The 14,843-nt window shown below is 60.9% G+C and carries 12 protein-coding genes; 2 read left to right on the top strand and 10 right to left on the bottom strand.

Going from position 1 to position 14,843, the window contains the following annotated elements; all coding sequences use genetic code 11:
* Positions 1 to 122: 122 nt before the first annotated feature.
* Both H6F75_RS12670 and H6F75_RS27765 read right to left on the bottom strand, forming a co-directional pair.
* Entirely contained in the window at positions 123 to 1,343 is a 1,221-nt protein-coding gene (locus H6F75_RS12670; RefSeq protein WP_190752761.1) for a glycosyltransferase family 4 protein, read from the bottom strand.
* Between the two features lie 10 nt (positions 1,344 to 1,353).
* On the bottom strand, positions 1,354 to 3,654 hold the full coding sequence (locus H6F75_RS27765; protein WP_199303915.1) for a glycosyltransferase family 9 protein: 2,301 nt from the start codon (positions 3,652 to 3,654) through the stop codon (positions 1,354 to 1,356).
* 362 nt (positions 3,655 to 4,016) lie between these two features.
* On the opposite strand from H6F75_RS27765, the gene H6F75_RS12655 reads away from it, so the two are divergent.
* Positions 4,017 to 5,039, top strand: a complete 1,023-nt coding sequence (locus H6F75_RS12655; RefSeq protein ID WP_190752767.1) for a spore photoproduct lyase family protein — start codon at positions 4,017 to 4,019, stop codon at positions 5,037 to 5,039.
* A gap of 107 nt (positions 5,040 to 5,146) precedes the next feature.
* Here H6F75_RS12655 and H6F75_RS12650 read toward each other — a convergent pair whose 3' ends face one another.
* Both H6F75_RS12650 and H6F75_RS12645 read right to left on the bottom strand, forming a co-directional pair.
* Positions 5,147 to 5,953, bottom strand: coding sequence for a glycosyltransferase family A protein (locus tag H6F75_RS12650; RefSeq protein WP_190752759.1), 807 nt, complete (start codon positions 5,951 to 5,953; stop codon positions 5,147 to 5,149).
* Positions 5,954 to 6,121: 168 nt separating this feature from the next.
* Entirely contained in the window at positions 6,122 to 7,000 is an 879-nt protein-coding gene (locus H6F75_RS12645) for an SDR family oxidoreductase (protein ID WP_190752757.1), read from the bottom strand.
* A 252-nt stretch (positions 7,001 to 7,252) separates the two neighbouring features.
* On the opposite strand from H6F75_RS12645, the gene H6F75_RS12640 reads away from it, so the two are divergent.
* Positions 7,253 to 7,627, top strand: a complete 375-nt coding sequence (locus H6F75_RS12640; protein ID WP_190752755.1) for a sensory rhodopsin transducer — start codon at positions 7,253 to 7,255, stop codon at positions 7,625 to 7,627.
* Here H6F75_RS12640 and waaF read toward each other — a convergent pair.
* The 6 genes from waaF to H6F75_RS12610 form a co-directional block, all read right to left on the bottom strand.
* Positions 7,615 to 8,733, bottom strand: a complete 1,119-nt coding sequence (waaF, locus tag H6F75_RS12635) for a lipopolysaccharide heptosyltransferase II (RefSeq protein ID WP_190752753.1) — start codon at positions 8,731 to 8,733, stop codon at positions 7,615 to 7,617. The genes H6F75_RS12640 and waaF overlap by 13 nt on opposite strands.
* Positions 8,733 to 10,235: a D-glycero-beta-D-manno-heptose 1-phosphate adenylyltransferase gene (gene rfaE2 / locus H6F75_RS12630; RefSeq protein WP_190752751.1), complete on the bottom strand. Its 1,503-nt coding sequence runs from the start codon at positions 10,233 to 10,235 to the stop codon at positions 8,733 to 8,735. Before rfaE2 ends, waaF begins: the two co-directional genes overlap by 1 nt.
* On the bottom strand, positions 10,198 to 10,782 hold the full coding sequence (locus H6F75_RS12625) for an HAD family hydrolase (protein ID WP_190752749.1): 585 nt from the start codon (positions 10,780 to 10,782) through the stop codon (positions 10,198 to 10,200). Before H6F75_RS12625 ends, rfaE2 begins: the two co-directional genes overlap by 38 nt.
* Positions 10,783 to 10,957: 175 nt before the next feature.
* A complete protein-coding gene (locus tag H6F75_RS12620) occupies positions 10,958 to 11,713 on the bottom strand; it encodes an SDR family oxidoreductase (protein WP_190752747.1) in 756 nt (251 codons plus the stop codon).
* A gap of 50 nt (positions 11,714 to 11,763) precedes the next feature.
* Positions 11,764 to 13,710 carry a glycosyltransferase gene (locus H6F75_RS12615; protein WP_190752745.1) on the bottom strand — a complete coding sequence of 649 codons (1,947 nt, stop codon included), beginning with the start codon at positions 13,708 to 13,710 and terminating at the stop codon, positions 11,764 to 11,766.
* Between the two features lie 139 nt (positions 13,711 to 13,849).
* The gene (locus H6F75_RS12610; RefSeq protein ID WP_190752743.1) at positions 13,850 to 14,836 is read right to left on the bottom strand and encodes a glycosyltransferase; all 987 of its coding nucleotides are present in this window, start codon (positions 14,834 to 14,836) and stop codon (positions 13,850 to 13,852) included.
* Positions 14,837 to 14,843: the final 7 nt, after the last annotated feature.

Raw genomic sequence — 14,843 nt, 5'->3', positions numbered from 1 at the left:
AAGTTGCTGGGGTAGTCTTTACTCATAGCCTCACTCCGGCGTTGCTGACTTCTATCTGCAACCTATACGGAGTGAGCTTTTTTACTCAAGCCTTAACTTTTCAAACATCCTCTAAGTAATTTCTAACGCTCCAATAGCTGTTGGTAAATATCGCAGTGGCGATCGGTAATGCCTTCCCAGGTAAACGCCTGAACAAAATCGTGACCCGCAGCCGCCAACCGCTCTTGCTCACCGGGGTTCTCCAACAAGGCCATGATGGCCTCGGCCAGGGCATCGCCACTGCGGGGAGCGACAGGGGCAATCACCCGCCGATCGCTTAGCACAGCGTCGGTTTCGGCAGTGCAGGTGGCGATGGTGGGCAGTTGGTGGGCCAGCATCGCCAGCAGCGAGCCACTTTTGAGCGAAATACCAGGGTTGAAGGGCAACACTCCCAGATCTGATCCGGAGAGATAGCGAGAGGCGGTTTCGGCCTCCACATAGCCGGTACAGTGCACGGCATCGGTGAGGTGCAAGTCGCGAATTTGGGTCTGCACCTGTTGCCAGAAATTTTCAGCGTCTAAACCGTTCAGCGAGAGGGTTTCTACCCCGCCGATCAGCAGCAGCCGGGCCTGGGGATGGCGATCGCGCACCTGCCGAAAGCCCTGGAGCAGGTAGGTCAGGCCTTTGACCGGGTGCAAAAAGCCAAAGAAGGCAATCACCTGAGCATCTTGGGGCCAGCCGCGTTCCTGCCGGAGCTGCGATCGCGCCATCGCCCGATCTACTGGGGTCACCGTTAGGTTGGCGGCGATGGGAACTGTGACCATGCGATCGCGCAGCGTCGGCAAGCGCTCCTGCATAATGCCGGTGATGTTCTGGTTGGTGGTAATAATGGCGTCGCTGCCGGTGAGCAAAAAGCCGTCCTCGCGATCCCACCAGGTGCGTTTTTGCCCCCACTCCTTCAATCGCTCTAGCCAACCCGCCGGAAACCATCTGGGCTGCCATTCCCACCAGCCGTACTCGTGGGCGGTAGTGACAATGGGGCGACTGTAGCCCGCCCGCCGCAACAGCAGCGGCAGCAGAAAGACCGGTCGCTCAAACCGGTAGCTGCCCGCCGCATGCTGAATGTGCAAAATGTCGGTGGGGGTAGCCAGAATCCTTTGCACCAGAGGTAAAATCTGGGGCAGAGCCCAGTGGGCGAGCGCCCCCTGCACGGTGGGGTCGACCACGGCCCGCGCCGATTCGTGGGTTGTGAGCACGGTGCTGGCTGTATGGCGCTGATCGAGGTGCGATCGCAGGTTAGCTAAATAGTCGGCCACCCCATCCTGGTCGGGGCGATAGCTGCCAGAAACGAAGGTAATGTGCATAGTGCAAAATTCAAAATTCAAAATTCAATAAAGCCAGCCCCGCTGCTGCCACATCCTCTGGCGGAATATCTAGGCATTCCAGTTCGTAGGGGCAGGTAAAGGCATAGCAGGGGCTACAGGGGGTGGGGCGTCGTAGCAGGCGGGCGCGGGTCTGGCGCGGTTGCCACTGCCGTTCGAGTTCGGTGCCCGCAAACAGAATCACGCTGGGGGTTTGGGTGGCGTCGGCGATGTGCATGGTCGAGGTGTTGTTTGAGAGCAGCAGCCGGGCCTGGGCCACCAGCGCCACCAAATCCCCCAGAGAGGTCTGACCGATCAGGTCGATGACCTGGGGGTCAAGGATGTCTAGCAGAGGTGCAGCGGCGGCGCGGTCTTTGGCAGTGCCGGTGACCACCACGGGCCAGCCAGTTTTATCGGATAGGGTGCGGGCAGCGATCGCAAACCGTTCCAGGTCATACATGCGCGATGGGCAGCTGGCCCACGGGTTGAGCAGTAGGTAAGGCTCGGCGGGGACATGGCTGGAGGGAGGAATGGCGAGAGAGAGGTGGCGATTCTGCACCTGAAATCCGGCGGTCTCCACCAGCCGCAGATTGCGCTCCACCTGGTGCAGGTCGCTAGGGAGATCGGCAATTCTCTGAGTGAGACATTCCCCCGTTTCCTGCGAAGCGCCCAGCCGCAGAGGAATACCCGCCATCTGACAAATTAGGGCAGCTGGGTGAGGGCTTTGCTTAAAACTAGTGAAAATAATTGCCCCATCGAACTGATGCGATTTCAGGGCGTCGATCAGCGCCCAGTCTTGCTCCACATCCCCAGGGGGTCGCCCTAGCGCCTGCCACAGAACACGCCAGGGCAGCACCTCATCAACCCAAGGCAGCAGCGGCCCCGCTAGTGCCCCAGCCGGACTGGCCATTAGGGTCAGTCGAGCCTGAGGATTGGTTTCTTTAATAGCTTGCAGCGCCGGAGCGGTCATCAGCACGTCGCCAATGTTGTCGAGCCGGAGGACGAGCAGGTTACGGGCACTGAGCCAGGGCGAGAGGGGTAGGGGGTAGGGGCGAGCCAGTGTAGCTTGTGGCGAATTCTGCCAACTGGATTCGCTGATGCGCAGCCCATTCCGAGTAGAAGTTTTAAGTTCTGGATATTGCTTAATCCGAGGGAGGTTGCCCCCTCCAGTTCCTACCTCACGCCCCATCTTGGGTACAGTCTGCGGGGATCTAGAGTTTTCAAAGTTCTCCAGCATAGGGGAATTTGTAGGGCCTACCAGGTTTGAAGCTACCGATTCGTTCCCCCATGCAGCCACGCCAAACTTGGTACTCTGCGCCTCCTCACGCTTACGCTCCAAAATTTCATCGATCGCCGCTGCAACCTGCTCTGGAGTAATTAAATTGACGCAGGTATCCCAGGCAAAGGGGCAGGTGCCGCTGTACCAGCAGGCCTGCTCGGTAAAGTTGGCGATGTTGCGTTCTGGACAAGGAGAATAACCCTGCAAATTGATGTGGGGGGCGGGCTGGCCGTAGCGACCCTGCCAAGCCGGACCAAACAGAGTGACAGTGGGAGTGCCCACGGCGGCAGCAATGCGTGCCGGGCCAGTATCAACGGCCACGACCCCGTCGAGCTGAGCAAAGAGAGCCGCTAGGTCGCGCAGCGAGCCCCTGGGCCAGAGGGTCGCGTCCTCAAGCTGATCGACGATCGCCTGGGCTTGCTTGGGGTCAGCGCCCGCTGGGACGATCAGGCTGGCCCCGTAGCGCTGGTGCAGCAACCGACCCAGGGCGACGAATCGATCGGGTGACCACTGCTTGATGGCCATGCCCGCATCGGGGTAAAGCGCAATTCGGGGATGTCCAAGGGGGGTTAACCAGGCCTGCACCCGATCGCATTCCTCAGCGGTAGGGTGCAGCCGGGGATGGCGGTGTTCCCTGGCGGCGGCCTCCGTAATTAAGCCTTCGTGTAGAAGAATTTGGAGCATGCGATCGCTCACCCCCTGATCAGATGGTGGGCTGCGCCACAGGTTCGTCACCGTTCGCGGGGCTCCACTCTGGCGCACCAGGTCGGCGATGCCGTCGTAGGTGGTGTCGGTCACTACTAGGTCGTAGGGCGATCGCAGCGCTTCTATCGCCGCCTGCCGTGCTTGGTCGGCCGGAGCCCGCAAGACCCGGTGCACCTGGGGGTGATGGTGCAGCAAACTGTCCCCCGGTGCAAAGGTCAGCACCGTCATGTGGGCCTGGGGATGAGACGCCGTCAGCGATTGAATAGCGGGCAGAGCAATTAAAACATCGCCAAGGCCCCCAAGCAGCTCAATGAAGAGGATCTGGGTCATGGAGAAGAGGTGCGGGGTTAGGGCAAGGCTTGGGGTTGCGACACTAACTGGTACTTAGCTAAACGCAGAACCAATTGCGCCGAAATATTCCTTCAACAAAGTAATAGCGAGGGCCAAAATCTGCATCTTTCTTAGGGGAGGGCATAGGCATACGGGTATCCGAGCAGAGGGGGCAGGGGATCCGACCCGGAACCTGTAATCTGAATGATGCTTTGCCTCGGCCGGGTCTTTACGATCAAGAAAGATTACTGATTCTCTGTTGTTCTTACTGAAGTGTTTTGACCCAATCAATTATCACCGCACCCACCGTTGATAGCACCCAACCGGCTACCCTCAACACCGCCTATCGCCGCCGTCGCTGGATGCCAGAGCAGGTCCTGTTTACCCCTGCCGCCCTGGATGAGCCTTGGGGCCAGCAAATTTTAGAACGAGTCCAAGCGCTCGATCTGCCGGTGGAATATCTCAAGCAAAATCGCCTGACCGGCCTGCGAGGAGACGATGAGCGGGAGACCTATGCGATCGCCAAGCGTACCCTGGCCGTCGTCACCGCCCCGGCTAGCCAGCTCAAGCTAACGCCAATTCCGCCCTCGGCCGACTGGCAATTTCACCTGGCCCAGGGCTGCCCGGCCCACTGCCAGTACTGCTACCTGGCAGGCAGTCTCCAGGGGCCGCCCGTGATTCGTGCCTATGCTAACCTGCCGCAGATCCTAGACAACCTCAAGCATTACGAGCACCCCGATCGCCTCACCACCTACGAAGTCAGCTGCTACACCGACCCCCTGGGTATTGAGCACCTCACTGGCAGTCTGGCGGAGTGCATTCGCTACTTTGGCACGCGCGATCGCGCTCAGCTACGCTGGGTCTCCAAGTTTGACCAGGTAGACGACCTGCTGACCCTGCCCCACCACGGCAACACCCGCTGCCGCTTCAGCATCAATGCCGCTTCGGTCTCCCGACTATTAGAGGGGGGCACGGCCTCGGTGGCTGAGCGGTTGCAGGCCATTCGCAAGCTCGCCCTGCCGGTAGAGCAGGGCGGCGGTGGCTACCCTGTGGGGCTAGTGATCGCCCCCATCATGCCCATTGAGCACTGGCAAGACGAGTACAGCCAGCTGCTAGAGGCGGCCGCCAACGCCCTCGACTTTGACTGCGACCTCACCTTCGAGCTGATTTCCCACCGGTTTACCCCTGGGTCTAAGGGGGTGCTGGAGCAGTGGTATCCCAATAGCAAGCTGGATCTAGATGAGTCGACCCGCACTACCAAGCGCAACAAGTTTGGCGGCACCAAGTACGTCTACGATCGCGACACTATGACCGAGCTACGCACCTTTTTTGAAGGGGCGATCGCGCGGTGGTTTCCTCAGAGCAAGATTCTCTACTGGACTTAGGTGGTCTGTTAAGTCAAAGGTGACAGGTTCGTAAGGGTTCAAGGTTCAGGGTGTAGGGTATAAGGTCCATGATTTGCCCTAAACCTTATACCCTGAACCCTACACCGTCAGAGCGGCAGCAAGTTGGGGGCGTTCTGGCTGCGATCGTGTAGGGTGGTGGGCAACTCCTGGTGGTAGGCCCCTGAGGGCAGCACCCCACAGCCGCCGTAGCGCTGCATCACCCGCTGCTGAACCAAGACATCTTCACCACAGGCCTCAGAGGGCAGGTCTTGCCAAAAGCTAAAGCCCCCGGCCGCCAGCAGTTTGGCCCGGTTAAATAGTATGCAGCCCGCTATCCAAGCCACATGGTAAGGGCTAGGGCGGTGGGGAGTCAGACCAAACCGCTGCTGAAGGTGGTAGGGGTTGGCAGCGTTGTGGAGCCGCCAGCGCTCCCATTCGGGGGTGTCCTGGCGTAGGGTTTCGGGCTGCACAGGGCCTTCCCAAAAGGTTAGCGGCTGGTGCTCGTTGGGGCGCACATCATCGATGTAGCTGAGGCCGATTGGAGGGTTGCCCACAAAGCCGCAGCTTTCTCGCTCAATGGTGTTGAGCAGCAGCTTGAGCACCCAGGGCTCCAGCAGCACATCGTCGTCGAGAAACAGCACGTAGGGGGCCGTTGCCTGATTCAGCAAGAAGTGCCGCTGTTCGGCAATGCCTCGCCGAGGCAAGTGTTTGAGAATCTGGGCTGGGGTGTGGTGGGCCGCCAGCACCCGCGCCACCGCCTGCACCGTGCCGACGTCAGCCACATCTTGGTCTTCGCTCTGGTCAGACACAATGACCCGGAAGTCTTTGTAGGTCTGGGCGCACAGACTGGTCAGGGTGACGGCCAGGGCATCGGGCCGGTTGTAGGTGGGGATCAGAACGTCAATGGTAGGCATGGCAGGGGTAGGGGGTGAAGGGTGAGGGGGATTTTAGCGATCAAAATCCCCCAAGTAGAACCTTGTACAGGCTTAGGCTTTGCAGCCGTAGGGTAGGCAATGCCCACCCAGAACTCGGAATGGGCGAGGCCAATAAAGTTAGGGCCTCAGTGCTGTACGCCCAAAGCCTTACTTAATCGACTTAAGGGTTTTGTTCTTCAGGCCTTCGCGGCTGTGGCGCAGGTCAGACAGCTGCCCGGTGGGCTCACGTTTGAACTCGTCGGGAACCTGGTCGCCCATTGGCCCTTTGCCGACGGTCACACCACCGTCGGCCAGCCACAGCGCGCCGGTGACGTAGCTGGCCTCATCGGAGGCTAGAAAGGCGTAGACGTTAGCCATTTCCTCCGCCGTACCCCGCCGCCCCATGGGGGTTGCCTGGATTAGCGTTTCCTCCATCTGCTCATCCATAGGGCCGGTTTCTTTGTGGGTCCAGGCGGTGTCGATCGCACCGGGGCAGACGCAGTTAGCGCGCACGCCGTGCTTGGCCTGCTCCACCGCTACGCCCTTCATAAAGGAATGCACCCAGCCTTTGGTGCCGCCGTAGACGGCGTTTTGGGCTAGTCCGTTAAACCCGGCCTCTGAACCCGCCGACACAATGTTGCCCCGGCTTTCTTGCAGGTAGGGCAGGGCGTATTTGGTCATCAAAAACACCGATCGCAGGTTCATCTGAATGGTGCGATCGAACAGATCGACTGGGTAATCCTGGGTCTCAGCGGTGACTAGAAACACCCCAGCATTGTTGACCAGAATGTCGATCTGGCCAAAGGCGTCGATCGCCGCCTGCACACAGGCCTCGGCCTCTTCGGTCTGAGAGACATCGCCTTTGTAGGTTACGACCTCGCCGCCGTGCTGCTGAATGGTTTGAGCGACCTCTTCAATTGGGTCGTCGGGCAGGCCGTTGATCACAACCTTGGCCCCTTCCAGGGCAAATTTATGGGCGATCGCCTCGCCAATTCCGGTAGCGGCTCCGGTAATTACAGCCACCTTGCCGTCTAAACGTCCAGTCATGAGTTAATCCTTAAAACACTTCTAGTAGGCGCTCCTTTAGGATTAGAAGAACTAGCTGGAGTTGCCCTCTGTTAGAGGTGAGATTCAACCGCCGCTCGTTCGTCTTACAGACTGAGACTGCTCCTCAGGGGGTCAATTTTGATAGCACCATCCCTTCCGAACCAGTTGATGAGTTCGTCGAACTGGCTCCCCTGATAGACGTAGGCGCTGAGCAAAATCGTTAGTCTCCTAAGTAAATGCAGGAGAATTTCTATGGCGCATCCCATCGGCAAAACCTACTGGGCGATCGCAGAGGGCTACATTCCCCCCGACGACACCGACCGACCGCCGGAATTCGTCAGCCATGAGACCGCCTGCCTGCTCAACACCTCGGACCAAAAGGCCCAGGTGCAAATCACGCTGTACTTTAGCGATCGCGAACCCGTTGGTCCCTATCACATCATCGTGCCGGCCCGGCGCACTAAGCATGTGCGATTCAATGACCTGCGTGATCCTGAACCCGTGCCCCGAGGCACCGAATACGCCAGCACAATCACCTCGGATGTGCCGATTGTGGTGCAGCATAGCCGGCTCGATTCTCGCCGGACCGACATTGCGCTGCTCAGCACCATAGCCTATGCCGGTTGAACCTCGGCTAGGGCTGGGCTGGCTCCGAGGAATGGTTCATTAGGCAAAGACCCTTGCGGCAGCAGGTCTAGCACCGCTGTCACCACCGTCTCCGGTTCCACCAGACGCAGGCAGTTGTGGTGCCCTTCGGGGCAAATGCTGCGGTAGCAGAGGCGGCAGGGCACATCGTGAAACAGCACCCGGTGGGGCACTTGCCAGGGGGTGTGCTGGAGGTTGGTTAGAGCATAAAGATCGACCACGGGGGTACCCACGGCGGCGGCAATGTGGACGGGGCCGGTGTTGTTCGACAGCAGCAGGGGCGCGGCAGCGAGCAGGGCCGACAGTTCCTCCAGGGTAAGTCGACCTACCAAGGAGTGGGACGGGGCAACCATTTGACTGCGAATGCTTTCTACCAGTTCGCATTCGCCAGCGGTGCCGGTAAAGAGCACGGCAATGCCCTGGTTGACGAGCGATCGCCCCACCTCGGCAAACAGCTCCGGTGGGTAGCGCCGGGAAGGGGCCGAGGCACCGGGATGCACCACAATCCAGGGCCGGGCAGGGCTGATCCCCAGATCCTTCAAAATGCTGGAGACGTTCTGGTGGGCGGCCTTAGGTACCGTTATCTGTAACCGTTCATCAGCGGTGCGGTAGCCGACGCTGGCGACGAGATCGAGCTGGCGCTGCACCTCATGGCGAGTCAGCTCCGGCTCGGGGTCACGAATCGTATCGGTGAGCAGCTGGTAGGGGTTTTCGCGGCAGTGGGCCAACCGCAAGGGAATGTCGGCCATGTAGGCCATAAAAGCCGTGGGCAGAGGGTTCTGGCTATAGACGGTGAAGATGATGGCGGCGTCGAACTGGCGCGATCGCAGCGCTTCAATCACCGCCTGCTCGGGCTGGCTGTTCTGGCGGGGGGCAGTGGCCTTAAGCCAGGGGGCATCGTAGACCCAAACATCGTCGGCCATCGCTAGCTGGGGAGCCAGGGCCGCCCCAGCCGCCGAGGTCATCAGCGTCAGGCGGCTGTCGGGCCGACTGGCCTTGATCGCCGCTAGAGCCGGGGTAGTCATCAGCACATCCCCCAGGCTGTCGAGGCGAACGCAGAGAATGTTTTGGGCCGTACTCCAGTCCATCAGGCCTCCCTCGGTGCGGTGCGAATCTGCTGAATTAAGTTGGTGGTAGAGCGATCGCCCAGGTAGGGCAGAATCACCACCTCGCCGCCCAGTTCCTCAATCAGCGGAGTTTCGGGCAGCGAGTGGCGGGTGTAGTCGCCGCCCTTGGCATAGACATCGGGGCCAATCAGGCGAATCAGTTCGCGGGGTGCCAGGTCAGCAAAGGGGACAACGTAGTCGACGCAGCCTAGAGCAGCCAGCACGGTCAGCCGATCAGCTAGCCCATTCACCGGGCGAGAGGGCCCTTTGAGCTGGCGAATGCTCTCGTCGGTATTCACCCCCACGATCAGCACATCCCCCAGAGCCTTGGCCTGCTCCAGGCAGGTGACATGGCCCGAGTGCAGAATGTCAAAGCAGCCGTTGGTGAACACAATCCGCTGGCCCAGGGCACGCTGCTGGGCCACCACCGAGGTCAGCTCGGCCGGGTCGGCAATGCGTTTATTGCCCTCCGCCAGGGAGCGCCGCAGGGTAAGGGGGTCACAGCGTGTCGTCCCCGGCTGAGTGACGATGATCCCCGTGGCGGTCGCCGCCAGCGATGCTGCCCCGTGGGGGTCAGCTCCGGCGGCCAGGGCCAGAGCCAGAGTAGCGATGTAGGTATCTCCCGCCCCGGTGGCATTGGCGCTAGGGGCCGGGTCGGCAAAGGTGCGAGCGGGGTCAGCCACCGTCCCTGTGTCGTCCTGCAAGAAAATTAGGGCCCCATCGCGATCGAGCGTAATTGCCGCCATTCGAGCCCCGGTAGCCGCCAGCACCCCCTGACCGTGGCGGGTGATTTGCTCAACCCGCTGCGCCCCAGATAGCCGGGGCAGGTTCAGCAGGGCGATCGCCTCGTCATAGTTGGGTTTAACCGCCGTCACCCCTAGGGGCGCATAGGTTCTCAGCCGCTTTGAGTCGGCCACCAGCAGGCGAGAGTAGCGCTCTTGCAGCCGCTGTAGATGAAGAATGACCCGGGGAGTGAGCACCCCGTAGGCGTAGTCCGAGATCACCACCGCATCGCAGAGCGGAAACTGCTGGTTGAGCTGCTCAATCAGCCGGTCTTCCTCGGTCGGGGAAATGGCTGCCGTGCTGCCTTGGTCAAAGCGCACCAGCAGCTGGTTGTCGGCCAGCAGGCGCTGTTTGACCAGAGTCTGGCGATCGCGCGATCGCACCACACCCTCAAGCTGGACCCCGACGCGCTCCAGCTCGGCACAGAGCTGACCACCCGGCGCATCATCCCCAATCACCGTCAGAAAGTGAGTGGTGCCACCCAGGCTGGCCACATTGGCTGCCGCGTTGGCCGCCCCACCGGGCACATGCTCAGCCTCCATCACATCGACAATCGGTACCGGCCCTTCGCGGCAGAGGCGAGTGGCCCCCCCTTGCAGATAGCTGTCGAGAATGGCGTCGCCAATCACCAGCACCCGCAGGCGGGGAAAGCGATCGATCCAACTAAGAAAACACTGGGTCTGGGTATCTGGAGTAGGCATAGCTCTGCTGAAGAATGAGGTCGGCAGCTTGATCAAACGTCAGGGCCGTTTGGTGGGGCACTCGCCCCGGCGTCAATATCCACTCGGTCTCGTTGCCGTTGACAATTAAAACGGTGCGGCACCCGGCCCGATGCCCCGCTTCCACATCGTTGAGAATGTCGCCCACCATCCAGGAGCGGCCCAGATCAAGCCCCAGGTCGGCCTGGGCCTGCAACAGCATGCCCGGCTCGGGCTTGCGACAGCGACAGCTCACCCCATAGCCCGCCACACTGCCCTGGGGATGGTGGGGGCAGTAGTAAAACCCCGCGATCGGCACCCCCAGCAGCTGGCGCAAGCGTTGCTCCATGGGGGCGATCGCCGCCTCCGCAAAATACCCCCGCGCCACCCCCGACTGATTGGTCACCACCACCAGGGCAAACCCCGCCTCGTGCAGCCGCTGCACCCCAGTCACCACCCCAGCGCACAGCCGCATCTGCGCCGGGTCCACGTTATAGGGCACGTCTTCGATCAGGGTGCCGTCCTTGTCGAGAAAGATTGCGGGGAGCATGGAGTGGGGGAGTGGATAGGTGGGAGGGTGGATGAGTGGGAGGGTAGGCGGGTGGATGAGTGGATGAGTGGATGAGTAGGGAGTGGGGGAGTAAGTGAGCAGGAGATAGATGGCATCTAAACAGCACTCACCCATCCACCCTCCTACCCTCCTACCCATCCACTCTCCTAATCCCCTACGGCCAAGACGTCTCCTTCATCGGCAGCACCATCATCTCTGAGATCACCGTGCCGGGGGGCTGCGTCAGCAGGTAGCGAATGGTCTCAGCTACGTTGGCGGGGTCTTGCAGGGTGGTTTGGTCAATGTCGGGGAAGCGATCGAGCAAGAACGGGGTGCGCATGCCGCCCGCAATCAGGGAGGTGACTTTGATATTGTGGGGTCGCCCTTCCACGTGCAGGGCTTGGGAGAAACCCAGCAGGCCCCACTTGCTGGCGTGGTAGGCGGAGGCGTTGGCCCAGGCCCGTTTGGCGGCGGTGGAGACAATGTTAATGATGTGACCGCCGCCATTCTGGCGCATCTCAGGGAAGACGGCTTTAGACATATAAAACGGGCCGTTGAGGTTGACGTTGATCACCTGCTGCCACTGGTCGTGGGTCAGGTCTTCAACTGATTCAGTGACGTCAATGCCAGCGTTGTTAATCAGCACATCGATGCGGCCGTAGCGATCGAGCACCTGATCGAGCAGGGCAGCGGCGCTAGCGGGGCTGGTGACATCCAGGTTGAGGGCCATGGCGCTACCGCTGGCCGATTCAATCTCCTGGACAAGTTCGGTGGCCAGTTCGTGGCGCAGGTCAGCGACGACTACGTTCAGTCCGGCAGCGGCCAGGCAGTGACAGGTGGCTGCCCCCAAGCCCCGAGCCCCGCCAGTGACAATGGCGACTTTGCCGTCTAGAGAGGGAGTGGAATTAGCTGTTTTGGTTAGGGTTTGCATGCTGGTTCCTAATTAGAAAATGGTTTTTGGAAAAGAGTGGGTTGACAGTTTCAACCACTCTGGCTAGCCGATACCGAAGCGGTGGGTCGAGGGGTCTCGAGCGCCTTGGCCGGCGTGACAGTCGCCAGCGATCGCTGCACAGGACGGTCCGATCGCTGTAAATCGTCCTCGATCCACTCGCAGATCAGGTGCAGGGTTAAAATTTGCACCTCCTGAATGCGCTGGGGGTCGGGGCTGGGGACGCAGATCGCCTCATCCACCAGGGGCAGCAGGTCGCCGCCGCTGCCGCCCAGCAGCCCAATACAGTGGACGTTGCGGGTTTTAGCCGCCGCCACCGCCTCGATCAGGTTGCGGGATCGGCCGCTGGTGCTGATTACCACCAGCACGTCTTCGGGCTGGGCAAAGGTGGACACCTGGCGGGCAAAGATGTCGTTATAGCCGACGTCGTTGGCCCAGGCAGTGAGCAGAGCGGTATCAGCAGTCAGAGCCATGACCGGTAGCCCAGCCCGCTGCTGACACTGAAAGCGGCCTACCAACTCGGCGGCAAAGTGCTGGGCGTCGGCGGCGCTGCCCCCGTTGCCGCACACCAGCACTTTACCCCCGCGGCTAAAGCACTGGCTCAGCCGGCGCGACACCGCCAGAATGTCGCCGCTGAGCAAGCGGCGCGACTGGCGTAGGGCCAAAATAGCGGCGTCAAAGCGGGCTTCCATTTGGGCCAGGTCGGCCTCGGTGGTGTCTACTAAGTCTGAGGCAGCGGTTTGAGCTAAGACCGACTCGTAGATCGAGGCCAGGGCGCTGGCCACCTTGGGCCAGGTAAACTGGCGGGTGACATGACGCAGGGCCTGACGCCCAAACAGGTTGAGAATGTCGGGATGCCGGTAGAGAAAGGCCATGCGATCGCACAGCTCCCCCGCCGCCTTGGGCGACACCAAATACCCCGTCTCCCCATCCCGCACGGTGAACTTAATCCCCCCCACGTTGGAGCCAATCACCGGCGTGCCGCAGGCCATCGCCTCCAGGGGGGTGATGCCAAAGGGCTCGTACCAGGGAGTCGTCACAAACAGATCGGCGGCGCTGTAGAAATACTTCAGCACCTCCCGCTCCCGCTGGCCCACAAAGGTGACGCGATCCTGTAAACCCAGCTTTGCCGTCAGCGCCTGTAGCCGCCCGATCTCCGGCGTTTTTTCGGGGTCGGGCAGCGGCGACTCGCCGCCTACCACCACCAGCCGCGTGGGTAGATCTTGCTGGGCCAGCATGGCGATCGCCCGAATCACCGTATCGACCCCCTTGCGCGGCACCATGCGGCCCAGCTGGAGCACCACCCGCTCCTGCATCGGTAACCCCAGCGTCGCCCGCGCCTGAGCTTTGGGGATCGGCCAGAACTCACGTAAATCTACGCCGCAGGGCACGATATGAATCTTGTCGGCCTTAGCTCCGTAGAGCTGAATCAGGTCGTCCCGATCCTGGGGGCATTCGGCAATAATGCCGTCTGCTGTTTCCACCACCTGATCCTCAACGGCAAAGCGCTCGTCGGGAAACCGATCAGCCTGACCCTGGTGCTGCCGTCGCACCTTACCCAGGGCGTGAAAAGTAACCACAAAAGGAATCCCCAGGTGCTGCTTCACCTGGCTGGCCACCAGGGCCGACATCCAAAAATTGGCGTGGATCAGGTGGTAGCCCTCGTTCTGCCGCTGCTGTCGCCGGGCAAAGGCTAGCACGTAGCGGGTAAAACTCCCCATGTGGGGCAGCAGGTCCTCCTTGGGCACCGGCTCCGGCGGCCCCGCTGGCACATGGACAATGCGAATGCCGTTGTGCCACAGCATCAGCTCCGGCAGGGCCTTGGCATCGCGGCGGGTAAAGACATCCACCTGATAGCCTAGGGCCGCTAGCTGTTTTGCCGTCTGGCCCACGTAGACATTCTGCCCGCCGCTGTCGGTGCCGCCAAAGCTGCCCAGGGGCGAGGCATGTTCACTGATGATGGCAATCCGCTTGGTCATGGGGTTTGAGGATGGGGGGTGAAGGGTTTAGGGTTTGGGTTTAAGCAAGACGTAGGGTGGGCAATGCCCACCTGTCGCCATACAGAGGTAGAGCGGTTTCTGTTATTGGGTTCCACGTCGTTTATCCAGCCTGTGGGGGCTAGATTAGAGCTGGGGCGCGGCGATTTTGGCGATCGCGGCCCAGCTCTAGCGCTTCAGCAAAAGCAGCATTCCAGTCCTGCACAAATCGCGGCATATTGAACCGAGCCATGCCTGCCCGCTGGGCTCCCTGGCTCAAGCGCTGGGCCAGGGCTGGGTCATCGATCAGCTGCTGCATCCGGGGCACCAGGGCTGCCGGGTTGGTGTCGATGTAGCCCGAAACGTCGTTCTCAACCACCGTGGCCAGCTCCGTGGTGGCTAGCCCTACCACGGGAACTCCCAGGCACATGGCCTCGCATACCGCCAGCCCTAAACTGGTGTAGCGAATTGGATGAAAGAAAAATCGATAGCGAGCCACCAGCTCCGGCAGTGCGGTATGGTCAACTTCGCCCAGGCCGCCCAGGCTCTCAGCATCCATACCGACTAGGTCGAGGGGCACCTGCTGGCGCACCTGCTCAAACACATCGGCCCCCAACCGGCGACCGCGCGATCGCAGCCCGTTCACTACCACAATGCCCTTCGGAATCTCGCCCGAATAGCGCACACCCTCAGGCACCATCACGCCATGTTCAATTACTCGGGTTGGGGTAGAGCCACAGTCCCACATCAGCTGGTTGAAGGCCGTCACATGCACCAGCAGCAGATGGGCGTCGTCCACCACATGGCGAGTGTCCGTAGGCTGCTGCCGGGGCGGGTCATGCTCCAAAAACAGCTGCGGCAGCTGCCGTTGCTCTGGGCTCAGCAACTCGTACTGGTCCTCTTGGTAGTTGCGGGTCGACTGAAACAAAATGCAGTCAAACTCTTGATGCCGCACCGCTTCCGCCGCAATGTCGTGGACGTTGCTGCCCCAGTCAAACCCTGGCAGCCGTCCGCCATAGCCCTCCGGAAAGCCCGGTTTGGTGGGCAAGTAAAAATCGTGGGGAGCCTGGGTCAGGTAGTAAAGATAGCTGCCGTGCACGTGCCAGGTGAGAATTCGAAGTCGTCGCATGGAGGGA

Source organism: Nodosilinea sp. FACHB-131, assembly GCF_014695395.1.
Lineage (GTDB): Bacteria > Cyanobacteriota > Cyanobacteriia > Phormidesmidales > Phormidesmidaceae > Nodosilinea.
The sequence above is the reverse complement of the archived record's forward strand: the minus strand, read 5'-3'. Positions and strand labels throughout refer to the sequence as shown.